This window comes from Flavobacterium sp. HNIBRBA15423 (genome assembly GCF_052655965.1).
Genome location: NZ_CP199751.1, coordinates 287,672 through 312,972 on the forward strand (window position 1 = coordinate 287,672; position 25,301 = coordinate 312,972).

Annotated in this window: 21 protein-coding genes and 1 riboswitch; of the genes, 19 read left to right on the forward strand and 2 right to left on the reverse strand. The window is 30.0% G+C overall.

The window, feature by feature from the left end:
- Positions 1-208: 208 nt before the first annotated feature.
- Positions 209-1,459, reverse strand: a complete 1,251-nt coding sequence (gene metK / locus ACULEV_RS01210; RefSeq protein WP_445456871.1) for a methionine adenosyltransferase — start codon at positions 1,457-1,459, stop codon at positions 209-211.
- Positions 1,460-2,057: 598 nt separating this feature from the next.
- On the opposite strand from metK, the gene cysD reads away from it, so the two are divergent.
- The 16 genes from cysD to ACULEV_RS01290 all read left to right on the forward strand — a co-directional run bounded on the left by cysD (position 2,058) and on the right by ACULEV_RS01290 (position 21,077).
- Positions 2,058-2,966, forward strand: a complete 909-nt coding sequence (cysD, locus tag ACULEV_RS01215; protein WP_445456872.1) for a sulfate adenylyltransferase subunit CysD — start codon at positions 2,058-2,060, stop codon at positions 2,964-2,966.
- Between the two features lie 18 nt (positions 2,967-2,984).
- Positions 2,985-4,217 (forward strand): sulfate adenylyltransferase subunit 1, encoded by a 1,233-nt coding sequence (locus ACULEV_RS01220; protein ID WP_445456873.1) that lies wholly within the window; start codon positions 2,985-2,987, stop codon positions 4,215-4,217.
- 11 nt (positions 4,218-4,228) lie between these two features.
- Positions 4,229-5,056, forward strand: a complete 828-nt coding sequence (epsC, locus tag ACULEV_RS01225; protein ID WP_445456874.1) for a serine O-acetyltransferase EpsC — start codon at positions 4,229-4,231, stop codon at positions 5,054-5,056.
- A 7-nt stretch (positions 5,057-5,063) separates the two neighbouring features.
- Entirely contained in the window at positions 5,064-5,975 is a 912-nt protein-coding gene (gene cysK / locus ACULEV_RS01230; protein WP_445456875.1) for a cysteine synthase A, read from the forward strand.
- A gap of 80 nt (positions 5,976-6,055) precedes the next feature.
- Entirely contained in the window at positions 6,056-6,874 is an 819-nt protein-coding gene (gene cobA / locus ACULEV_RS01235; RefSeq protein ID WP_445456876.1) for a uroporphyrinogen-III C-methyltransferase, read from the forward strand.
- Entirely contained in the window at positions 6,864-8,558 is a 1,695-nt protein-coding gene (locus ACULEV_RS01240) for a diflavin oxidoreductase (protein ID WP_445456877.1), read from the forward strand. Before cobA ends, ACULEV_RS01240 begins: the two co-directional genes overlap by 11 nt.
- A gap of 94 nt (positions 8,559-8,652) precedes the next feature.
- Positions 8,653-10,296 carry an NADPH-dependent assimilatory sulfite reductase hemoprotein subunit gene (locus tag ACULEV_RS01245; RefSeq protein WP_445456878.1) on the forward strand — a complete coding sequence of 548 codons (1,644 nt, stop codon included), beginning with the start codon at positions 8,653-8,655 and terminating at the stop codon, positions 10,294-10,296.
- Between the two features lie 7 nt (positions 10,297-10,303).
- The gene (locus ACULEV_RS01250) at positions 10,304-10,921 is read left to right on the forward strand and encodes a precorrin-2 dehydrogenase/sirohydrochlorin ferrochelatase family protein (RefSeq protein ID WP_445456879.1); all 618 of its coding nucleotides are present in this window, start codon (positions 10,304-10,306) and stop codon (positions 10,919-10,921) included.
- Between the two features lie 498 nt (positions 10,922-11,419).
- Positions 11,420-12,712, forward strand: a complete 1,293-nt coding sequence (locus ACULEV_RS01255; RefSeq protein ID WP_445456880.1) for an O-acetylhomoserine aminocarboxypropyltransferase/cysteine synthase family protein — start codon at positions 11,420-11,422, stop codon at positions 12,710-12,712.
- A 2-nt stretch (positions 12,713-12,714) separates the two neighbouring features.
- On the forward strand, positions 12,715-13,173 hold the full coding sequence (locus ACULEV_RS01260; RefSeq protein ID WP_445456881.1) for an OsmC family protein: 459 nt from the start codon (positions 12,715-12,717) through the stop codon (positions 13,171-13,173).
- Between the two features lie 106 nt (positions 13,174-13,279).
- Positions 13,280-14,227 (forward strand): alpha/beta fold hydrolase, encoded by a 948-nt coding sequence (locus tag ACULEV_RS01265; RefSeq protein WP_445456882.1) that lies wholly within the window; start codon positions 13,280-13,282, stop codon positions 14,225-14,227.
- Positions 14,228-14,237: 10 nt separating this feature from the next.
- Positions 14,238-15,335, forward strand: a complete 1,098-nt coding sequence (locus ACULEV_RS01270) for an aspartate kinase (RefSeq protein WP_445456883.1) — start codon at positions 14,238-14,240, stop codon at positions 15,333-15,335.
- A gap of 172 nt (positions 15,336-15,507) precedes the next feature.
- Positions 15,508-15,633, forward strand: a riboswitch (SAM riboswitch).
- A gap of 68 nt (positions 15,634-15,701) precedes the next feature.
- On the forward strand, positions 15,702-16,691 hold the full coding sequence (locus tag ACULEV_RS01275; RefSeq protein WP_445456884.1) for a homocysteine S-methyltransferase family protein: 990 nt from the start codon (positions 15,702-15,704) through the stop codon (positions 16,689-16,691).
- A complete protein-coding gene (gene metH / locus ACULEV_RS01280) occupies positions 16,691-19,369 on the forward strand; it encodes a methionine synthase (protein WP_445456885.1) in 2,679 nt (892 codons plus the stop codon). The genes ACULEV_RS01275 and metH overlap by 1 nt, the downstream gene beginning before the upstream one ends.
- Positions 19,370-19,445: 76 nt before the next feature.
- Positions 19,446-20,402, forward strand: a complete 957-nt coding sequence (metF, locus tag ACULEV_RS01285; protein WP_445456886.1) for a methylenetetrahydrofolate reductase [NAD(P)H] — start codon at positions 19,446-19,448, stop codon at positions 20,400-20,402.
- 285 nt (positions 20,403-20,687) lie between these two features.
- Positions 20,688-21,077 carry a hypothetical protein gene (locus ACULEV_RS01290; RefSeq protein ID WP_445456887.1) on the forward strand — a complete coding sequence of 130 codons (390 nt, stop codon included), beginning with the start codon at positions 20,688-20,690 and terminating at the stop codon, positions 21,075-21,077.
- Positions 21,078-21,261: 184 nt separating this feature from the next.
- On the opposite strand, the gene gldA is transcribed toward ACULEV_RS01290, so the two are convergent.
- Positions 21,262-22,164, reverse strand: coding sequence for a gliding motility-associated ABC transporter ATP-binding subunit GldA (gene gldA / locus ACULEV_RS01295; RefSeq protein WP_445456888.1), 903 nt, complete (start codon positions 22,162-22,164; stop codon positions 21,262-21,264).
- Between the two features lie 266 nt (positions 22,165-22,430).
- Between gldA and ACULEV_RS01300 the strand changes: the two genes are divergently transcribed.
- From ACULEV_RS01300 to ACULEV_RS01310, 3 genes are read left to right on the forward strand one after another with little or no spacing between them, the layout of a single operon-like run.
- Entirely contained in the window at positions 22,431-23,258 is an 828-nt protein-coding gene (locus ACULEV_RS01300; RefSeq protein ID WP_445456889.1) for a prephenate dehydratase, read from the forward strand.
- Positions 23,255-24,397, forward strand: coding sequence for a pyridoxal phosphate-dependent aminotransferase (locus tag ACULEV_RS01305; protein WP_445456890.1), 1,143 nt, complete (start codon positions 23,255-23,257; stop codon positions 24,395-24,397). Before ACULEV_RS01300 ends, ACULEV_RS01305 begins: the two co-directional genes overlap by 4 nt.
- Positions 24,397-25,251 carry a prephenate dehydrogenase gene (locus ACULEV_RS01310; protein ID WP_445456891.1) on the forward strand — a complete coding sequence of 285 codons (855 nt, stop codon included), beginning with the start codon at positions 24,397-24,399 and terminating at the stop codon, positions 25,249-25,251. Before ACULEV_RS01305 ends, ACULEV_RS01310 begins: the two co-directional genes overlap by 1 nt.
- The last annotated feature ends 50 nt before the right edge of the window (positions 25,252-25,301 follow it).

A 25,301-nucleotide genomic window follows, 5' to 3' on the forward strand; every position in this document is an offset into this window, starting at 1 on the left:
GAATTTCTAAACACCATAAGATTTGACAACTTTTCAAAAGTTGTCAAATCTACTGTAATTACTAAAAGCAAACTTTCATAATCTCAAGATATAATATATGTTGTAGCTCAAGCATAAAAAAAGCCTGATTCAAGATAAGAATCAGGCCTTTTATGTCATTCTGAATTTATTTCAGAATCTAAAATCGCATTAGGAGTAAGTGTTGTTTTTACAATCCGAAAACACTTTTAATTTTATCAACAAAGTCTAATTTTTCCCATGTAAACAATTCAACTGTTATTGTTTTTTCATTTCCACCAGGTGCAGAAAAAGTTTTAGTTACAGTTTCAGGTTTTCTACCCATGTGTCCGTAAGCAGCTGTTTCACTATAAATAGGATTTCTTAGTTTTAAACGTTGCTCAATAAAATATGGACGCATATCAAAAATTTCAGCTACTTTTTTAGCGATTTCACCATCAGTTAGCGATAATTTACTTGTTCCATAAGTATTTACATAAATGTTAGTTGGTTCGGCTACACCAATAGCATAAGAAACTTGTACTAAAATTTCTTCGGCTACACCAGCTGCTACTAAATTTTTAGCAATATGTCTTGTAGCATAAGCGGCAGAACGATCTACTTTACTAGGGTCTTTTCCAGAAAAAGCACCACCACCATGTGCTCCTTTTCCACCATAAGTATCAACAATAATTTTTCTACCTGTTAAACCAGTATCTCCGTGTGGTCCACCTATAACAAATTTTCCAGTTGGATTGATATGATATTTAATAGCATCATTAAACAAATGTGCATATTGAGGATTTTTAGCAATAACCCTTGGGATTAAAATTTCAATGATATCCTTTTTGATTTTTGCTAACATTACAGGTTCATCAGCAAAATCGTCATGCTGTGTTGACACTACAATAGCATCTATACGAACAGGCTTATTGTCATTGCTATATTCTAAAGTTACCTGAGATTTAGCATCAGGACGTAAGTAAGTGATTTCTTTGTTTTCTCTTCTTAAGTCAGCTAAAACTTGAAGAATTTCATGAGAAAGTTTCAAGGCTAGAGGCATATATTCTTCTGTCTCATTAGTTGCATAACCAAACATCATACCTTGATCACCAGCTCCTTGTTCTTCTTTAGTAGCTCTGTCAACACCTTGGTTAATATCAGCAGATTGTTCATGTATCGCAGAAAGTACTCCACAAGAATCTGCTTCAAACATATATTCGCTTTTGGTATAACCTATTTTACGAATTACTTCTCTTGCAATATGTTGAACATCTAAATAAGTGTTAGATTTTACTTCACCAGCTAAAATTACTTGTCCAGTTGTTACTAGGGTTTCACAAGCTACTTTCGATTCTGGATCAAATGCTAAAAAGTTATCAATTAATGCGTCACTAATTTGGTCAGCTACTTTGTCTGGGTGTCCTTCACTCACAGATTCTGACGTAAATAAATATGCCATATTCTTTTTTTTGATTAAGCGAGGAATTTGAATTGCAGAAATAAAAGACTAAAGGAGTAGAGTTTACTGCTTTAGCATTTTTTTATTGAGAAACTTTTTTTAAAATCTAAACTTTAAATTCAGTATTCAAAATAGAGGTTGCAATCAGTTCAAATTTTTCCTCTTATATTATTGGTGGCAAATTTATGAAATCAAATTGAATATAAAAGAGAAACTTTTTATTTTTAAAATTAATTAACACTTTTTTTAAAAATGGCATAGATATCATATGATAGTTTTTTTTAAATAGAACTAAGTTTATTATAGATTATAAATCTAATATTTTGTTTTTAATTAGTAAAAAACAGAAAAAACAACTAATTAATTTTTTTATTTAGAAAATTTATCTAGTTTTGCTTCTCAAATATCTCAATAAATAAAGAAATGAAATTAATGGTTTGCAATATGTGTTGTATGATGTGGAAATTCCGCAGAGAAACTCTATTGCTTAAAAATTAATATTTTAAATATAAAAGCTAATTGAACCTCTGCAAATCGCAGAGGTTTTTTTTTGGTTAAAATTTTAAAGTGAAAAAATAAATAGAAATAAGATTTACAAATGATAAACAATAATAATGATTATTTAGAACAATTAGAAAGCGAAGCAATTTATATACTTCGGGAAACTGCCGCACAGTTTGAAAACCCTGCACTTTTGTTTTCAGGAGGAAAAGATTCTATTGTTTTAGTGCATTTGGCATTGAAAGCATTTCGACCTAGTAAACTTCCTTTTCCTTTAGTGCATATCGATACAGGTCACAATTTTCCAGAAGCATTAGCCTTTAGAGATTATTTAGTAAATGCTATTGGAGAAAAATTGATTGTTGCTTCTGTAGAAGAGAGTATTGTGAAGTATAATCTTAAAGAAACAACAGGTCGTTTCCCTTCGAGAAATGCCTTACAAACATACGCTCTTTTAGATGCTATTCAAGAAAATGGTTTTGATGCTTGTATTGGAGGAGCAAGAAGAGATGAGGAAAAGGCTAGAGCTAAAGAGCGTATTTTTTCGGTAAGAGATGATTTTGGACAATGGAATCCAAAATTACAGCGACCAGAATTATGGAATATCTTAAATGGTAAAGTTCAAAGAGGAAATAATGTACGTGTTTTTCCTATTAGCAATTGGACAGAATTAGATGTTTGGAATTATATTCAAAAGTATAATATAGAATTGCCAAGTTTATATTTCGCTCACGAGAGAGAATGTATAGTTCACCAAGATCGATTAGTTGCTACTTCACAGTTTATACAACCACTTAATGGTGATGTGGTTGTAACTGAAAAAGTCCGTTACAGAACTGTTGGAGATATGACTTGTACAGCTGCGGTATCTTCTAATGCAGAAACTATTCAGCACATTATAGATGATATTATTCAAACAAGAATAAGTGAAAGGGGACAAACAAGGCTTGATGATCAATTGTCAGAAGCTGCGATGGAAGACAGAAAAAAACAAGGCTATTTTTAAACTTGATAACTAAAAAAAATGAACACATTACGATTTATAACAGCAGGAAATGTAGATGACGGTAAGAGTACTTTAATAGGTCGATTATTGTATGATTCTGATTCTATTCACACAGACCAATTGGGAATTTTACAAAAACAAACCAAACAAGAAGGAATAGATATTGATTTATCTTTAATTACTGACGGATTAAGAGCAGAAAGAGAGCAAGGTATTACAATTGATGTAGCGTATAAGTATTTTTCAACTAAAAAAAGAAAATTTATAATTGCAGATGCTCCAGGTCACGAACAATATACAAGAAACATGATTACGGGAGCTTCAAATTCTGATCTGATTATTATTTTAGTAGATGCAAGGAAAGGAATTACAGAACAAACCAAACGTCATGCGAGCATTGGTTCTTTAATGGGAATTCAAAAAGTAATTTTGGCCATTAACAAAATAGATTTGGTAAACTATTCAGAAGAAATTTTTAATCAAATTAGAGTTGATTTTGAAAGAATAAAATCGGAATTAAATTATTCAGAGATAATCTATATTCCAATAAGTGCTTTGGCTGGTGATAATGTAGTTTTAAAATCACAAAGAACATCTTGGTATCAGGGACAATCACTCTTAGAAACCTTAGAAGAAATTGAAGTTGTTTCCACCATAAATTTAGCTTCTCGTTTTCAGGTGCAATGGGTTATTCGACCAAAAGATGAAAAATACCATGATTATAGAGGTTATGCTGGATTGGTTTTGAGTGGAAGCTATAAAGTAGGAGATACAATTTTGGTTTTACCAGCCAATATGGAAACAACAATTTCTAAAATTGAGAAAAATAATATAACAGTTGAAAAAGTAATTGCTGGGGAAAATGTGGTGTTGCATTTCTCAAATAATATAGATGTTAGTAGAGGTGATACAATTGTGAAAAAAGAGGAGTTACCAACAATTTCAAATGAAATTTCTACTTGGATTTCTTGGTTAGATGATAGCGCTATGCAATTGGATAAGACATATTTATTACAACATCGTTTTAAAACTGTTAGAGTAAAAATTCAATCTATTAATCAAAAATGGAATGTGAATGATTGGGAATTTGTTCCAGCAGATGAAATTAAGCTAAATGATATAGCGCAAATAAAATTAAAAACTAACCAACCTCTATTTTTTGATGCATTTACTCATAATCCAAAATCTGGAAATGCCATTCTAATTGATGAGACTAGTTATAATACAGTAGGTGCTTTAATGTTTTTATAAAAAGAATTTATATGAGTCAGTTAACTTCCATAAGCGATGTTTTGTTTCAAAAGAATGGTTCAGAAAAAACAGTTTCTATAACCAAAAAGAAAATTGAAAATTGGGTAGAAGATTTATTTGCATGGCTATTTTGTAAACAAGGTGAATGTTCAGATGTTGAATTATTTCAACAAAAGGAAGAAGCTTTAAGTCTTGATTTACAGTTGTTTTTATCACAAGTAGGTACTCAGAATAAAACAGTACTAGCAAACTCATTTTTTAATGATTTAATAGAGATTCATCAAGATTTGTTAGATGACTTGAATACTATTCTTGAATTTGATCCTGCTGCAAAATCAAAAGATGAGGTTTTATTAGCTTATCCCGGTTTTTTTGCTATTGTCGTTTACCGAATTGCAAATGCTATTTGGAATAAAGGAGTTGCAGTTTTACCAAGAGTAATTTCAGAATATGCACATGGGAAAACAGGAATTGATATTCATCCAGGTGCTACTATAGGAAAGCGTTTTTTTATCGATCATGGAACAGGAATTGTAATTGGTGAAACGACAAATATCGGTAATGATGTAAAAATTTATCAAGGTGTAACTCTTGGTGCATTGAGTGTAAGTAAAGATAAAGCGGAAGAAAAAAGACATCCTACAATTGAAGATAATGTAATTATATATGCTAATGCTACTATTTTAGGAGGAAAAACCGTCATTGGCAAAGGTTCTGTGATAGGAGGAAATGTTTGGATTACCGAATCTATTCAAGCACAGACGTTAGTCTATCATAAAAGTGAGATTATTGTAAAATCAAAAAATAAATTTCCAGAGCCTATTAATTTTAGTATATAAAAAACTTATGAAAACAGAAAATATATTACAAACTATTGGAAAAACACCAGTAATAAGAATTAATCGAATGTATGGCTTGGCCAAAAATATCTGGATAAAACTTGAGAAAGCAAATCCAGGAGGAAGTATAAAAGATCGTATTGCATTAGGAATGATTGAAGATGCTGAAGCAAAAGGATTGTTGAATAAAAATAGTGTTATTGTTGAACCTACATCAGGAAATACAGGTATTGGTTTGGCTTTGGTAGCTGCTGTAAAAGGATATAGAGTAATTTTAGTCATGCCAGAATCGATGAGTGTAGAACGAAGAAAATTAATGGAAATTTATGGAGCAGAATTTGAATTAACACCAAAAGAAAAAGGAATGAAGGGAGCTATTGAAAAAGCTTCCGAATTAGTGAAAGAAATTCCAAATGCTTGGTCTCCTTCGCAATTTGAAAATCCTTCAAATGTTGAAGCACATAAGAAAACAACTGCTCTTGAAATCATAGAAGATTTTCCTGATGGCTTAGATTATATCATTACAGGTGTAGGAACTGGAGGTCATATTTCAGGAGTTGCTGAAATTGTAAAGAAAAAATTTCCAAATTTAAAAGTGGTAGCTGTGGAACCTGAACTGTCATCTGTTTTAAGTGGAGGTGCTCCTGGACCACATCCTTTACAAGGAATTGGAGCTGGTTTTATTCCTGAAAATTATCATTCCAGTCTTATTGATGAAGTAATATCAGTTTCAAAAGAAGATGCATTTGAATATGCTAGAAAAAGCGCATTACAAGAAGGAATTTTTGTAGGCATTTCAACAGGAGCTTCGTTGGCTGCTGTTGCAAAAAAAATAAAAACTTTACCCGATGATGCAGTTGTTCTCACCTTTAACTATGATACAGGGGAACGATATCTTTCGGTAGAAGGTTTGTTCTAAAAAAAATCAATAATTAGTATAGGATTTTTACTCAGTTTTAGACTAGGGTTAGGGTTTCTATGTTTTTTTCTAAATCAAATATGATACAAATTTCAAACAAAGGGAAGGTAATTCTGGCTGGTGCTGGTCCAGGTGATCCCGATTTAATTAGTTTAAAAGCACTAAAATATCTTAAAATAGCAGATGTTGTTTTAACTGACCGATTAGTGTCTCCAGTTTTAGTAGAGGAATATGCTCGAAAAGATGCTGAGGTTATTTATGTAGGTAAGCAATGCTCAAAAGGAATTCATACACCTCAAAAGGATATTAATGAATTAATGCTAGAGTTTGCTTTAATGGGAAAGCTTGTTCTAAGATTAAAAGGAGGTGATGTTTCTTTATTTTCCAATGTTTTAGATGAATTGAATGTCTTGATTGAAAATGGAATTTTATATGAAATTATACCAGGTATTTCTGCTGCTTTTGGAGCGGCTGCTTATACTGGAATTCCTTTGACAGCAAGAGAATATTCAAGAGGTGTTCGTTTTCTTACTCTATATGATTTGAAAAATGTAACTGAGAATCAATGGAAAGATTGGGCAAGAACTGAAGATACGCTTGTTTTTTATATGAGTGGACAACGATTAAATACTTTGACAAGTTACTTGTTAGAAAATGGGATTGATAAAAATAAAGGAATTGCTGTCGTACAACAAGCAACAACTCCCAATCAAAAAACAATTGTTTATAAATTTAAAGAATTAAAAACCAAAGTATTACCAGAGTTTGAATATGTGCCTACATTATTAATCATAGGAAATGTGGTAAATCTTCATCAAAAATTTGTTTGGTTCTCTGAAAAGAATAAAACAGAATCTTATTTCGATAATCATAAAATACTTTTTCAAAATGCTATCTGATACTAAATTAAATTTATTGCAACAATTAGTGCAAAATGCTTCAAATGAAGAAATAATCTGGACTAAAGGGTATTTGGCAGGTTATTTAGATGGAAATAAAATTGGGATTCAAACTCCTTCAAATCCAATTTCTGAAAATATAGCAGTTAAACCATTAATTATTTATGGAACAGAAACAGGTAACTCTAAAAAAATTGCATCGCAGTTGTTAACGACATTTAAAAAAAATAAAATTCAAGCTAAAGCAGTTGACGTGTTTCAATTTGATAAAGTAAAATTAGAGAAAGAAACATTAATCTTGTTTATCATGAGTACACAAGGCGAAGGTGAGTTTCCGCAAAATGCAGTTCAGTTTTATGAATATTTAAAGACTACTAATCTGGATTTAAAGCACGTTTCTTATGCTGTTTTTGGTTTAGGAGATACTTCTTATCCACTTTTTTGTCATGCAGGAGTTTTGTTAGATGAGGTTTTATTTGAAAAAGGGGCAAAACGATTATTACCATTAGTAAAAGCTGATGTCGATTTTGCACCAGAAGTTCTTAATTGGGAACAAGCTTTACAAGCAGTATTCAAAAATCAAGAAAAGTCTGTAGTGGTTGAAACGATAAAAACCTCTTTAGAACATAAAAAGAATTACACTGGGAAAATTAGTAATAAAATTATTTTAAATGATAAAGGTTCAAATAAAGAAACCTATCATATAGAAATTGTTTCTGAGGATGAAATAATTTACGAACCTGGTGATGCTTTAGGGATTGTGCCAAAAAATAAATTATCTGATATTCAATTTGTTATTGATTATTTTAAAATAGATGGGAAAAAGGAGATAGTATTAAAAAAACAAAAAAATACTATTGAAAATTGGTTGTTAGAGCTAAATATAAAAGGATTAAGTAAGCGTTCATTAGAGCAATTAGGAAAATTATTGAAAGTTGAAATTACTTTTGAGAAAGCAGATTTGATTGATGTGTTCCAATTGTATTCAAAACCTGAAACGTTTCAAATTGAAGATTTACTCGAAATTTTATTGCCAATTGCTCCACGTCTATATTCAATTGCTTCTTCGGTTGAAGCACATGATGGGGAAGTACATTTAACGGTAAATTTGAACAAATTCAAAGTAAACGGAAAGATTAAAACTGGTTTGGCTTCTCAGTTTTTAGCCGATTATTCAGAAAATGAAGCTATAGAATTTTACATTCATAAAAATCAAAATTTCAGATTACCAAATGAAGAAACTGATGTTATTATGATTGGTCCAGGAACAGGAATTGCTCCTTTTAGAAGTTTTATATCACATAGAGATGCAACTGGAGCTGAAGGTAGAAATTGGCTATTCTTTGGAGAACAACATTTTGTATTAGACTTTTATTATCAGACCGAAATTCAAGAATGGATTGCAACAGGAGTGCTGACTAAATTAGACACTGCTTTTTCTCGTGACCAAGAAAAGAAAATTTATGTACAAGATCGTATTCGTGAAAAAGCTAACGAGTTCAATAAATGGCTAGAAAATGGAGCAAGTTTATATATCTGTGGACAAAAAAATCCAATGAGTAATGATGTTGAAAACACAATTATAGAAGTTTTATCTCAAGAAAGAAACATTTCTACAGCAGATGCAAAACAAATACTAGAAGATTTAGAAACATCAGGAAAATATCAAAAAGACGTGTATTAAAAAGTGAATAGTTCTTAGTAATAAGCTTTTAAATAAGCAATTCAGTAGAGGCTAATCACTAAGGACTAATCACTAATTACTAAAAAAAAACAAAATGAGCGATAAATTATCATCAGTAGAATATATTAAAACAAAAAGCGACGGACTTAGAGGTACGTTAAAAGAAAGTATAGATTTAGATAACCACACTGGAAATGTGCGTCCAGATGATGAGACTTTGGTAAAGTTTCATGGTATGTATGTGCAAGACGATAGAGATAGACGAGCAGAAAGAGCAGCAAAGAAATTAGACAAACTTTATTCGTTTATGATTCGGTTGCGAATTCCAGGAGGACAAATTACAGCAGATCAATGGTTAGCAACACATGATATTTCAGAGCAATATGGAACTGGAACATTAAAAATAACTACACGCCAAACGTTACAGTTACATGGTTTGTTAAAACATCAGTTACGACCAACAATACAATCATTTAATGTAGCAAAATTAGATTCAATAGCAGCTTGTGGAGATGTGAATCGAAATGTAATTGTGTCAGCGCATCCACAATTGTCTCCTTTACATAAACAAATTCATGATTATGCAGATAAAATCTCAAAATTATTGTTACCAAAAACACAATCATATTATGAAATTTTTATAGATGGAGAAAAAATTTATGAACGTTCGGCTGAAGCAGATCCATTATATGAAGACTGTTATTTACCAAGAAAATTTAAAATTGCAATTGCAATTCCTCCTAGTAATGATGTGGATTTGTTCACCAATGATTTAGGCTTGATTGCAATTATTGAAGATAATGAATTAAAAGGATTTAATATAGCAATTGGTGGAGGACTTGGAACAACACATGGTAATGAAAATACTTATCCAAGGTTAGGAAATATAATTGGTTTTACAGATACAGAAGAGAAAACCCTAAAAACGATTTATGAAGTATTAACAGTCCAAAGAGATTTTGGTAACCGTTCTGATAGAAAATTATCAAGATTAAAATATACAGTTGATAGATTAACGGTGGAAGGTTTTAAAATAGAATTAGAAAAGCGAATCGGATTTGCATTAGAGCCAGCAAGACCATTTCAATTTACAGAAAGAAATGATCGTTATGGCTGGGAGCAAAATCAAGAAGGGAAATGGTTTTACACACTTTTTGTAGAACATGGTGTAATTAAACCTAATCAAAAGGAATTTTTACATGAAGTAGCAAAATTAAAAGTGTCCAATTTTATTTTTTCAGGCAACCAAAATCTAATTATTGGTGAGGTGAATGATTTAGATAAAACCAAAATTGAAATCCTTCAAAAACAATATAATATTGATGTTGCGGTAAGTGCTTTACGAAAAAGTTCAATGGCTTGTGTGGCTTTGCCTACTTGTCCTTTAGCTTTAGCCGAAGCGCAACGATATTTACCAGTTTTAGTAACGAAAATTGAGCCTCTTTTAGAAAAGTATAATTTAAGTAATGAAGAAATTTCAATTAGAATGACAGGTTGTCCTAATGGTTGTGGTCGTCCTTATGTAGCAGAGCTAGGTTTCATTGGAACTGGACCTGAACAATATAATTTCATGTTGGGTGGAGATCGATTTGGAGAACGTTTAAATGTTTTGTACAAAGAAAAACAATCGGAAATTCAAATTTTAGAAGAAGTAGATGTTTTATTGGATAAATACGTGAAAGGAAAACTGCAAAATGAAACTTTTGGAGATTTTGCTTTTCGAACTATTTTAAATTAATGAAAATATGAGTAATACCTTATTTCCAGTATTTCTTAAAACCGAAACAGCACACTTTTTAATTGTAGGTGCTGGAAATGTAGGTTTGGAAAAGACAGAAACTTTATTAAAACAAAATCCTGCTATTCGAATTACAATTGTAGGGACGATTATTATTCCAAAATTAAAAGGAATTATAGGATCTTATTCTAATATTGATGCATTTGAAAGACCTTTTCAAGAAATCGATTTAGAAGATAAAGATTTTGTTATTATTGGCACTGATAGTTCAGAAGTTAATTTAGAAGTAAGAAATTTAGCTAAAGCTAAAGGAATTAAGGTAAATGCTGCAGACCAACCTGCTTTATGTGACTTTTATTTAGGTTCAATTGTAAATAAAGGAAGTCTTAAAATTGCTATTTCAACTAATGGTAAATCTCCCGTTTTAGCAAAGCGAATGAGAGAATATTTCACAGAAGTAATTCCTGATGATATAGAAAAAAGTTTAGATGTGTTAAATCAATTTAGAGCTAATCATAAAGGGAATTTTCAACAAAAATTGAATGATTTAAATAAAATAACAGAAACTTTTAAGAACAAAAAGAGGTTAGGTTATTGGAATAAATTAAAATGCCTTTTTGGATAAAACTATAAATGATTTAAGTTGTAAATTATTTTATGGTTCAATTGATTTAATTTAGAATTAAAATCTATTATAGTATATTAAAATAATAAAATTTAGAAAACAACACTATTTAATTTTTATATATAGAATTTTATTCTAAATTTGCTACGTAATAAAAAAGAAAAAATGAGAACAATTATTTGCAATATGTGTTATATGATGTGGAAAATTCCACAGAGGTGAACTATTGCATAATTTAAAATAAATTTTCAATACAACCTCTGTGAAAAGCAGAGGTTTTTTTATGTCAAATTGTTTTAAAAATATAAAAATGGAAAAAATAGATAAAATGTGTTTTATAATGATGATGTGCATGTGCGCACCTCCTTAATATGTCCAAAAGATAATAGTTAAACTTTAGTTATGTTTAAAAATTGAACCCTTTTGGAAATAGTTTCAAAAGGGTTTTTTAATGAATTTCAAATAATAAAATAAAAAAAACAATTAAATCAAAAAATTATGAGTACTCAAAAATTCGCAACTAATGCTTTACATGCAGGTCATGATGTTACTAAAAATGGTGGAACAAGAGCAGTTCCTATTTACCAAACAACATCTTATGTTTTCAATAATTCAGATCACGCAGCAAACTTATTCAATCTGTCTGAAGCAGGTTATATTTATACAAGATTAAACAACCCAACAAATGATGTTCTTGAACAACGATTAGCTACTTTAGAAGGAGGAATTGGTGCAGTGGTAACGGCTTCAGGAACAGCAGCTATTTCAACGGCTTTGTTAGTCTTACTAAAAGCAGGTGATCATATTGTTGCTTCTAGTAGTTTATATGGTGGAACTTACAATTTGTTGAGTGTTACTTTACCAAGATTAGGAATCACTACTACTTTTGTTGATCCTTCAAATCCTGAAAACTTTAAAAAGGCTGTTCAAGAAAACACAAGAGCTTTTTTCGCTGAGAGTTTAGGTAACCCAAAATTAGATGTGTTAGATTTAAAAGCGATAGCTAAAGAAGCACACGATTACAAAGTTCCTTTTATTGTAGATAATACAGTAGCAACTCCTTATTTATTAAACCCAATTGAACATGGAGCAGATATTGTAATTCATTCTTTAACTAAATATATTACTGGTAATGGAACTTCACTTGGAGGTGTAATTATCGATGCAGGAAACTTTGATTGGAGTAATGGTAAGTTTCCTGAATTCACAGAACCATCAGCTGGTTATCACGGATTGAAATATTATGAGGTCCTTGGTGCAGCTTCTTTTATTGCAAAAGTAAGAATTGAAGGATTGCGTGATTTTGGCGCGGCTTTAAGTCCGTTTAATGCCTTTCAAACTATCCAAGGATTAGAAACTTTGGAAATTAGGATTAAAAAACATTCTGAAAACGCACTTGCTTTAGCAGAATGGTTACAAACACAAGAAGAAGTAGAATGGGTGAATTACCCTGGATTAGATTCTTCAGCTTACAAAGATTTAGCCGATAAATATTTGCCAAATGGTAAAAGTGGTATCGTAACTTTTGGTTTAAAAGGCGGTTTTGAAGTAGCAAAAAAAGTAGTAGACCAAACAAAATTATTCTCACTCTTAGCAAATATTGGAGATACAAAATCATTAATCATTCATCCAGCTAGTACAACTCACCAACAGCTTTCCAAAAAAGAGCAAGCTTCAACAGGTGTTTCTCAGGATTTAATTCGCTTGTCAGTCGGTTTAGAAGATATCGAAGATTTAAAAGCAGACTTAAAAGAGGCATTCGTAACAGTTAAAAACGGATTAAAAGTATAATTATGAGTACAAAAACAGTAACCATATATGGTAGAGCAAAAAAAGACGAACAGTTTTTGATTAAAACTGAAAATCACGATATAAGAATCAGTAAAAATAAAAATCATCCAGATTTAGATGCACCTAGTCCTATAGAATATTTGTTGGCTGGTTATGCAGGATGTGTAAATGCAGTTGGTTCACTTGTAGCAAAAGAATTAAAAATCGATTATAAATCTTTGCAAGTTGATGTGTCTGGAGATATAAACGTAGATAAATTTTATGGAAGAGAAACTGATGCAAGGGCTGGTTTTAATAAATTAAAAGTAATTATAAAATTGGATGCAGAAATTAGTAAAAAACAACTTGAAAATTGGTTAGAGATTGTTGAAAGTCGATGTCCAGTTTATGATAATTTAGTAAATACGACACCTATTGAAGTAGATTTAGTAAGTGTTCATGATACGGTGAGTTTAGTTTAAAATTAAATTGACGGTTAGGTTTGTTGTTTAAAAGAAGTCTTTGGCTTATGTAAGTCAAAGGCTCTTTTTATAGTTTGTTACAGTCAATAAATCAGTAAAAGATAGCATGTTAAAAAAAATAGATATTGTAGATTTTGTTCTAGAAAATGAAAAGCGAAAAAATCATATTCAATTGTTTTATCAGGTTTTTGGACAGCCTGTTGGTGATGCACCAATTGTTTTAGTAAATCATGCATTAACAGGAAATTCAAACGTGTCTGGAGAAAAAGGTTGGTGGAAAAATGTAATTGACTATGGTCATATAATAGATTTAAATAAATATACTGTAGTTGCCTTTAATATTCCAGGAAATGATTTTGAAATCAGAAATGAATTGTCATTAGATTATAAAGAAGTTTCAACATTAGATATTGCTAAACTGTTTTGGTTAGGATTAGAAAAAATCAAGATTAAATCACTTTATGCAATAATAGGAGGTAGTTTAGGAGGTGGAATTTCTTGGGAAATGGCAGTTTTGTACCCTAGTAGAATTCAAAAGCTAGTACCTATTGCAACACATTATTTTGCTAGTGATTGGGTAATTGCAAATGTAGGCATTCAAGATGATATTTTAAATCAAAGTCAAAATCCAGTTTCAGTAGCTCGTAAACATGCAATGCTCTTGTATAGAACTCCTGAATCTATTAATCAACGCTTTAAAAATGCCAAAGAAGGAAATATTTATACAGTAAACGATTGGTTATCCTATCATGGAATTTTGCTTACCGATAGATTTTCTTTAAATGCTTATAAACAAATGAACTATTTACTGGGAACTATAAATATTGTTAAAAATGGCTTTAATCTCAATCAGTTCTTGGACAATGCAAAATTAGAAATTCATGCCATCAATATTAATTCTGATTTGTTGTTCCAAAACGATTTGGTAGAATATGAATCTATGCAGAAAAACAACAAAAACTTCAAACATTACATTATTAATTCCATTCACGGTCACGATGCTTTTTTAATGGAATACCAACAGTTAAATGAAATATTAAAACAAATTTTTTAAATTGAATTAAATGAGTACTACAATAAATATCATCGTTTTCGGAATTGGAAATGTAGGAAGCACATTGATTAATCAAATCATAGAAAAACAGGCTTTTTTTAAAGAAAAATTTCAAGTGGATTTAAGAATTCCAGTTATAACGAATTCTAAAAAAGCTCTTTTTACAAATAAACCTTTGTTGTTAAATTGGCTAGATGAATTTCAGGCTTTAAGCCAAAGTTATACAGTAGAAGATATTTTTAATTATGTTTACCAATATCAATTGGAAAATGTTATAGCCATTGATGTTACTGCAAATGATGAGATTGTTAAAAACTATATATCATTTATTCAAAATAATTTCGACATAGTTGCAGCAAACAAAAAAGCAAATACATTACATCTCGATTTTTATAAAGAATTAAGAAGAGTATTGGAACAAAATGACAAACAATTTTTATATGAAACTAATGTTGGTGCTGGTTTGCCAGTGATAAATACAATTCAAGATTTGAATCATGCTGGTGAAAAAATCACCAAAATTAGAGGTGTCTTTTCTGGAACAATAAGCTATATTTTTAATCGATTTGGTAATGAAAATACTACTTTTTCAAAAATTCTTGTCGATGCTGAAAAATTAGGTTTAACCGAGCCTGATTCTAGAGAAGATTTATCAGGAAGTGATGTGGCTAGAAAATTGTTGATTTTGTCTAGAGAACTAGATTTGAAAAATGAATTTAAAGATGTGAAAATAACTTCTTTAACTACTGAAAAAATCGATGCTTTGTCGAAACGAAATTATTCCATAAGCAAAGAATTATTTGATAAAGAATATGAAATTGCTAAAATAACCCAACCAGCAAATAGCGTTTTACGATACATTGGAGAATTAGACGCTGTAAATAATAAATTAGAAGTAAAATTGGTTTCTGTTTCAGAGAATTCTGCTTTAGGTCAATTAAAAGGAGCTGATAATTTGATAGAAATTTTTACCGAATCGTATGGTGATATTCCTATTGTTATTCAAGGCGCTGGTGCTGGAAAAAAAGTTACTGCAAGAGGCGTTTTATCGGATATTATTAAAATAGCTAAACACATAAAGTCAAAAAAACAACGTTTGGTCATTTAGAGAAATCTTGGAAAAAAAATAAGAAAAATAGTTATTTTTATTTGTAATAAACTAAAAATAAAGAAGAATATGGTTTTAAAATCTAAAATATAATTAGTAATAAATATAATTCGGAAAATATTTCTGTTTCATAAAAACATTCATACATTTGCAGGGTTCATAAAAATACTGTTTGTTATCACGAAAGCTGGAGAGATTAGACTCTATGAAAGCTTAGCAACCTCTTGTTCTTGCCAAGAAAGGTGCTACATTCTATTCATTTTATTGAAATTATTCAATATTTTGAAAAAGATAACTCAAGAAACTCCTTCTTTCTAGATAACATAACAGAAAATATTTTAAAACCAATAACAGGTTAAAAGAGATATGTCAAAAATTCAAGAAGAAATTCAAAAAAGAATATTAGTTCTCGATGGTGCAATGGGAACTATGTTGCAACGTAATAATTTTTCAGAAGAAGATTTTCGTGGTGAACGTTTTAAAGATTTTCCACATCCTTTAAAAGGAAATAATGATTTGCTTTCTATAACGCAGCCAGAAGCTGTTAAAGAAGTACATCGATTGTATTTTCAAGCTGGAGCTGATATTGTTGAGACAAATACATTTTCGGGAACAACTATTGGTATGGCTGATTATCATTTAGAAGATTTGGTTTACGAATTAAATTATGAATCTGCAAAAATTGCTCGTGAAGTTGCCGATGAATTTACTGATAAGCCAAGATTTGTAGCTGGTTCAATAGGACCAACAAACAGAACTGCAAGTATGTCACCAGATGTAAATGATCCTGGTTATCGTGCAGTTACATTTGATGATTTAAGAATTGCTTATAAACAACAAGTAGAAGCTTTAATTGATGGCGGTTGTGATGTACTTTTAGTTGAAACCATTTTTGATACATTAAATGCAAAAGCAGCACTTTTTGCGATAGAAGAAGTCAAAGAAGAGCGAAATATAGATATTCCAATAATGGTTTCTGGAACAATTACAGATGCATCGGGTAGAACATTATCTGGTCAAACGGTTGAAGCTTTCCTAATTTCTATTTCGCATATTCCTTTGTTGAGTATAGGTTTTAATTGCGCTTTAGGTGCAGATCAACTTAAACCTTATTTAAAGCGATTAGCACATAATACTCAATTAAATATATCAGCACATCCAAATGCGGGTTTGCCAAATGCTTTTGGGCAGTATGATCAAACACCAGAAGAAATGCAAGCATTAATTAGAGAATATTTGCAAGATAATTTAGTAAATATAATAGGAGGTTGTTGTGGAACAACCCCAGAACATATAAAATTAATAGCTGATATTGCCCAAGAATTTAAACCTAGAAAAACAGAAGTTGAAGTATAATGAAAGAAGGTGAGTGTAAAAAATACTTAAAATTATCAGGTCTAGAACCATTAATTATAACTCCAGAATCCAATTTTGTAAACGTTGGAGAACGTACTAATGTAACTGGTTCTCGTAAATTTCTTCGTTTAATTAAAGAAGAAAAGTATGAAGAAGCCTTGGATATTGCTCGTAATCAAGTAGAAGGAGGTGCGCAAATCATCGATATTAATATGGATGAAGGAATGTTGGACGGAGTGTATGCGATGACAAAATTTCTAAATCTAATTGCTGCCGAACCAGATATTGCCCGTGTTCCTGTAATGATAGATAGTTCAAAATGGGAAATTATTGAAGCTGGATTAAAAGTAGTTCAAGGTAAAGGTATTGTTAATTCTATTTCTTTAAAAGAAGGAGAGAATGCTTTTGTTCATCATGCTAAATTGATTAAAAAATATGGTGCAGCAGTCATTGTAATGGCATTTGATGAAGAAGGTCAGGCAGATACTTATGAAAGACGTATTGAAATTTGTAAAAGAAGTTATGATATTTTAGTTGATAAAGTTGGATTTCCAGCTGAAGATATCATTTTTGACCCCAATATTTTTCCAGTAGCCACTGGAATGGAAGAACATAAATTAAACGCATTAGATTTTTTTAGAGCCACAAAATGGATTCGTGAAAATTTGCCTTATGCGGGTGTTTCCGGAGGTGTAAGTAATGTTTCTTTTTCATTTAGAGGAAACGATAAAGTACGTGAAGCAATGCATTCTGCATTTTTATATCATGCTATTCAAAATGGAATGACTATGGGAATCGTAAATCCAGAAATGTTAGAGATTTATGATGAAATTGATCCCGTTTTATTAGAACATGTTGAAGATGTTCTTTTAAATAGAAGAGAAGATGCCACAGAACGACTTTTAGATTTAGCAGAAACTTTCAAAGGTGATTTTAAAACCAATGAAAAAGCAATTGCAGAATGGAGAAATGGTTTAGTTCAAGAACGATTAACGCATTCGTTAGTAAAAGGAATTGATGAATTCATTGAAATTGATGTTGAAGAAGCTAGAGCGAATGCAACAAGAGCTATAGAAGTTATCGAAGTCAATTTAATGGCAGGAATGAATGTTGTAGGAGATTTATTTGGAAGCGGAAAAATGTTTTTACCTCAAGTGGTAAAATCTGCACGTGTGATGAAAAAAGCAGTTGCATACCTTTTACCTTATATAGAAGCAGAAAAGACAGGGAATTCATCAAGTGCAGGAAAAGTGTTGATGGCAACAGTAAAAGGAGATGTGCATGATATCGGAAAAAATATTGTAGCCGTTGTTTTAGGATGTAATAATTTCGAAATTATAGATTTAGGAGTTATGGTTCCACCTGAAAAAATTATAGAAGCAGCTATTCGAGAAAATGTAGATATAATAGGTTTAAGTGGGTTAATCACACCATCATTAGACGAAATGGTGTATTTAGCCAAAGAAATGGATAAACTAAACATCAAGATTCCAATTATGATTGGTGGTGCTACAACTTCTCGCGCACATACTGCTGTGAAAATTGCTCCAGAATATAAGGAAACTGTAGTTCATGTTAATGATGCTTCAAGAGCAGTCACTGTAGCAAGCAACTTATTGCAAAAAGAAACCAAAGATAATTATGTAAGAGCAATTCGCGAAGAGTATGATAATCTTCGTGAAGGATATTTGAGTAGAAGTCGTGATAAAAATTATCTAACAATTGAACAAGCACGTAAAAATAAATTACAATTAGATTGGGAAAATTTTAAACCTTCAAAACCTAATTTTATTGGTGCCAAGAAAATTAAAGTTGAATTAGCTGAATTAACTCCTTTTATAGATTGGACACCTTTTTTTCAGTCTTGGCAATTGTTTGGAAAATATCCAGTCATTTTATCAGATGATGTAGTTGGTGAACAAGCAACTAATTTGTTTAGTGATGCTCAAAAAATGCTAAAGCAAATTGTTTCTGAAAAATGGTTTACAGCAAAAGGAATTATTGGAATTTTTCCTGCAAATTCTATAAACGATGATGATATAGAATTAACAATTAACAACCACCAACCAACAACTTTTCTAACTTTAAGACAACAATCCCAAAAAACTACTGGTGCTCCTAATATTGCTTTATCAGATTTTATCGCACCAAAAGATTTAGGAATTCAAGATTATATAGGTTGTTTTTGTGTAACAACAGGATTTGGAGTAGATGAAAAGGCAGTTGAATATGAAAAATTGTTAGATGATTATAATGCTATTATGGTAAAAGCATTAGCTGATAGATTAGCAGAAGCTTTTGCTGAATATTTACATTTAAAAGTTCGAAAAGAAATTTGGGGATATGCTTCTGATGAAAATTTAAATAATCAAGAACTGATAAAAGAAGAATATAAAGGTATTCGTCCTGCACCAGGTTATCCAGCTTGCCCAGATCATTTGGAAAAACCAACCATTTGGAAAGTATTAAATGTCGAAGAAGAAATAGGCGTTATCTTAACTGAAAGTATGGCAATGTGGCCAGCTTCTTCAGTTTCAGGATATTATTTTGCTAATCCAGCTAGTAAATATTTCGGATTAGGAAAAATAAAAGAAGATCAAGTGATTGATTATGCCAAAAGAAGAGGAATTTCAACAGAAGTTGCCACAAAATGGCTCGCACCAAATATAGCAGATTAAATTAGTCATAAAGTCAAATGTCATAAAGTCATAATGGACTTTCGACTTTCGACTTTAAGATTTTAAGACATAAATTATGAAAGTAACCCAACATATTAAAAACGCAAACGGAAAGCCTTTGTTTTCTTTCGAAATATTGCCACCTTTAAAAGGACAAAATATTCAATCTATTTTTGATAGCATCGATCCTTTAATGGAATTTAATCCTCCATTTATAGATGTAACTTATCATCGTGAGGAATATGAATTTAAAGAATTACCAAGTGGTTTATTGCAAAAGAAAATTGTAAAGAAACGACCTGGAACGGTTGGGATTTGTGCTGGAATTCAAAATAAGTATGAGGTAGATGCGATTCCTCATATTTTATGTGGTGGTTTTACAAAAGAAGATACCGAAAATTTACTTATTGACTTAGATTTTCTTGGTATAGATAATGTGGTAGCACTTCGTGGTGATGCATTGAAAAATGAGACTTATTTTAAACCTGAAAAAGAAGGAAATGAATATGCTTCCGATTTAGTAAAACAAATTTCAAATTTAAATAATGGAATTTACCTTGATGAAGATTTACAGAATTCTTCTTGCACCAATTTTTGTATTGGAGTTGCTGGATATCCTGAAAAGCACATGGAAGCGCCAAGCATTGATAGTGATATGCATTTTTTAAAACAAAAAATTAAAAATGGTGCAGATTATATCATAACACAAATGTTTTTTGACAATAAAAAATTTTTCGATTTTGTAGAAAAATGTAGAAAAGCAGGAATTACTATTCCTATAATTCCGGGTTTAAAACCAATTGCAACTAAGAAACAACTAAATTTAATTCCACATCGATTTAAGGTTGATTTACCAGATGATTTAATTATGTCTGTGGTAAAGGCTAAAGATAATGATGCAGTAAAACAGGTTGGAATAGAATGGTGTTTACAGCAAAGTAAAGAACTTATTGCTTCAGGAATTCCTGTATTACATTATTATTCAATGGGAAAAGCAGAAAATATAAAAGCTATTGCTTCTGAAATTTTTTAAAACTATATAAAAAGCGTATTTTATCGATTAAAAGTAAGTTTTGTTAGATAAAATACACTTTTTTTTCATTTTTGCGAATTCCTTACATTTTTTCATTATTTCTCTTTATGGTATTAAATTATTATTTAAAAAAATACATTTATTATAAATAAAAACCTGTAAAATTGTTAAAAAATTATTTCAAAATACAATTTTTTGATTGTTTTTTACGAAATTTTCATAATAAGTATTTGGTAGATATAAATCTATGTTATACTTTTATAATATAATAAAGGACAAGATATTATGAAAAAAGTTTTACTAATCTTATTTCTCTCATTAGCATTTCAATTTAATTTTGCTAATTCAAATGATCCACTTTTAAATAAAGCTAAAGAATTAAGTTCTAATGAAAACTATTCTGAAGCAATTAAGGTTTACAAAGAGTATTTAAGTAAAACTGAAAATAAAAATTTGAAAAATGTATATGTAGAAGTAGCGAATTGCTATTTTAAATTAAACGATAGAATTGCTGCCGTTAACTATATAAAGATAGCAATTACTAATTACGGTTTTTCTGATGAAGATTTCATTTATAATGAAACTTTAGACAGTGAGTTGTCAAAATATGCTTTAGCAATTGTTTATGACGATTTAGATGCTCTTCAAGATAAGTATATTGCCTCTTTAAATTAAATCGTAAAAATTTTAAAATTGGTTGTAACTTTGAATTAGTGGTTGCAACCAATTTTTTATTTTATTTAAAATCAGTTTTTTACTTTTTTAATGAGTTTTGTTTTGATAGAATGAAAAAGCACTAATTAGTCGTTTTTTCAAATTGTCAGAACTATTGTATAAATCGATTATAATTCAAATAAAATTATTTTTTTGAAGTCTTCTCTCTAAAAATTTGTTCTAAATTTCTATTCTTTAAATTTAATTGTAAAATTTTCAAACCTTTTTCTTGAGCAAAATCAAAAAGAATGGGTCTCATATCAGTTTTAGATTCAAATGTTAATTCTAGGACTGTATCATTTATATGATCTATTGAAATTAAATTATTAAATTGATTAAAGTCTTCTTTTGAAATAATTTTGTCAAATTCAATAGTAATAATTTGATTTGTCTGTTCTTTAACTAATGTTTTTAGATTTTTGTCCTCAACAATTTTTCCCTTATTAATTATGATTACCCTGTCACAAATCGCTTCTACTTCTTGCATGATATGAGTAGATAAAAACACGGTTTTATCTTTGCCAATGTTTTTAATTAACTCTCTTATTTCAACTAATTGGTTAGGATCCAAACCAGTTGTGGGTTCATCTAAAATTAATACTTCTGGGTTATGTAATAATGCACAAGCCAAACCTACACGTTGTCTGTAACCTTTAGATAGTTGACCTATTTTTTTATTGCTTTCAGGAGTTAATCCAGTTAATTGTATAACTTCTTCTATTCTTGTTTTGGCTACTTTATATACATCTGCATTAAAAGATAAATATTCTCTTACATATAAATCAAGATATAATGGATTGTGTTCGGGTAAATAACCTATAGATTTTTGGACAGATTTAGATTCTAAATTAATATCAAAATTATTCACTTTTGCTTCTCCTTCATCAGATGAAATATAAGTGGTTAAAATTTTCATTAAAGTTGATTTTCCTGCACCATTTGGACCTAGAAAACCTACAATTTCTCCTTTTTTTATAGAAAAAGAAATTTGGTCAAGTGCTTTTTGTTCTCCATAATTCTTGGAGATATTTAGAACCTCAATAGACATAAGAATGTAAGTTTTAGCAAAAGTAAAGTTTTTTAGATTAAAATTATTTTTTTTGAAAAAGTATTTTGGAAAGTTTTTTTTTATATATTAGCCACTTCAAAACATAGCAAATAATGTTAGCAGTAACTACATTTTATTTTAACAATTCTTTTTATTATTTCTGGAGAGAGATAAGGGATTGTTATGCTATTAGTTAATTTAAAATAAATTAAAAATATACAACACAATCCCGATGAAAATCGGGATTTTTTTTGTTTAAAACAGTTATGAATTTAAAAATTGCAATACAGGGAATTAAAGGATCATTTCATCACCAAGTTGCTAATCAGTATTTTGGAGATACAATTATTCTGAATGAATGCGATTCATTTAATAATGTTGTTAAGAGTCTGCTACAGACAAAATCAGATAAAGCTGTTATGGCAATTGAAAATTCTATTGCAGGTTCAATCCTGCCTAATTATGCTCTAATAGACAAGAATAATTTGCATATAATAGGAGAACATTACTTAGATATTCACATGAATTTAATGGCTTTAAAAGGTCAAAAAATTGAAGATATTAAAGAAGTGCATTCACATCCTATTGCTTTATTGCAATGTGAAGTTTTTTTTAGTAAATACCCACATATCAAATTAGTTGAAAGTATTGATACTGCTGAAACTGCTCAACGAATACAAATGAATAGATTAAAAGGTATTGCGGCTGTTGCGGCTCCAATTGCAGCTCAATTGTATAATTTAGATATTTTGGCTGTAGGAATTCATACCATAAAAAGTAATAAGACACGATTTGTAATTGTAAAAACAAAAAATAAAGAAATTCCAAAAGATGAAATAAATAAAGCCTCTTTAAAATTTGAGTTAGATGATACTCCGGGAAGTCTAGCAACTGTATTAAATGTAATGAATAATTGTAAGTTAAATCTAACTAAAATTCAATCATTACCAGTTATAGAAACTCCTTTTCAATATGCCTTTTTTATTGATGTAGTTTTTGAAAAGTATAAACATTATGAAAAAGCAAAAAAACTATTAGAAATTATGACAACTCATTTTAAAGTATTAGGGGAATACAAACAAGGAAAACAATGATAGCAACAGCCAATAGATTAAATACAGTTGAAGAGTACTACTTTTCAAAAAAATTAAAAGAGGTTAATCAATTAATTTTTGATGGTAAACCTGTAATTAATATGGGAATAGGTAGCCCAGATTTAGCACCACATAAATCAGTTATTGAAGCAATTCAAGAATCACTTATTGAACCAACAGCCCATATGTATCAAAGTTATCAAGGTTTGCCAGATTTAAGAAAAGGGTTTTGTGAGTATTACAAATCTAATTTTAATGTTACAGTTGATTTTGCTACAGAAATTTTGCCACTAATGGGTTCAAAAGAAGGAATAATGCATATAGCTATGGCTTTTTTGAACGAAGGTGATTCAGTTTTAGTTCCAAATCCAGGCTATCCCACGTATCAATCCGTTTCAAATTTAGTTGGAGCAAAGACAATTTTATATGATTTGGAAGAATCTGATAATTGGTATCCAGATTTTGAATCACTTGAGAAACAAGATTTATCTAATGTAAAACTAATGTGGGTTTGTTATCCTCATATGCCAACTGGAGCTCAAGCGAGTTTAGAATTGTTTGAAAAGTTAATAGCTTTTGGCAAGAAACATCATATCCTTATTGTAAATGATAATCCATATAGCTCGATTTTAAACTCAAATCCTTTGTCTATACTTCAAATAGAAGGAGCAAAAGATATTGCAATTGAATTGAATTCGTTAAGTAAAACCTATAATATGGCAGGTTGGAGAGTAGGAATGGTAATAGGAAGTACAAAAAACATAGAGTCAGTACTTAAGGTAAAAAGTAATATGGATAGCGGAATGTTTTTTGGTATTCAAAAAGGAGCTATTGAAGCTTTAAAACTAGGAGATGATTGGTTTATAGGTTTGAATGAGGTTTATGAAAAACGAAGAGAGTTAATTTTTTTATTATGTGACAAATTACAAGTGCAAGTAAATAAAAATCAAGTAGGAATGTTTGTTTGGGCTAAGTTATCAAATGGAATTCTGTCGGAAACATTTATTAATAATCTGTTATATGAAAAAAGTATTTTTATAACACCTGGAACAATTTTTGGTTCTCAAGGTGAAGGTTATGTGCGATTTTCATTATGTGTAAAAGAAGAGAAAATTAAAGAAGCTTTAAGCCGATTCTGATGGAGGGAATAAAAGAGAAATTTGTAGTAATTGGACTAGGTTTAATAGGTGGTTCATTAGCATTAGATATAAAAGTTAAAAGAGCAAATGCAATTGTTTATGGAATTGATAAAGAAGAAAAACATGTTGAGAAGGCACTAGAACTTGGAGTAATAGACGTAAAAGGTTCAATTGATGAATTAAATAATGCAGATTGGGTAATAATTGCTGTTCCAGTTGATAAGACAGTAGGTATTTTGGTTGATGTTTTAGATAAAATTAATAGTAACACTATAGTTTTTGATGTTGGATCTACTAAAAATCATATTTGTGAAGCTATCAAAAATCATACTAATAGAAGAAATTTTATTGCAGCTCATCCAATTGCAGGAACTGAGTTCTCTGGTCCAGAAGCAGCATTGAGAGATTTATTTTTAGAACGTACTAATATTATTTGTGAAGTAGAGAAAACTGCGTTTATATTTCAAGAGAAAGCCTTGCAGTTATTTAAAGAAATAGGAATGCGTATTCGATATATGGATCCAATATCACATGATAAACACATAGCATATATGTCGCATTTGTCCCATATCAGTTCTTTTATGTTAGGAAAGACAGTTATTGAAGAAGAAAAAAATGAAAGAGATATTTTTGATATGGCTGGTAGCGGATTTGAGAGTACAGTTAGATTAGCAAAAAGTTCACCTGCAATGTGGACACCAATTTTTAGGCAAAACAAAGAACAAGTAGTAAAATCACTGTCTGAATATATAAATAATTTGAATGCTTTTAAAGAACTATTAGAGCAAGATAAATTTGATGAAGTATTTAAAACATTAGATGAAACAAATAGAATAAAACAAATATTAAAATAACTGTATAATGAACATTGTAAAATTGACAAAATGCAATGTACTTTAATACA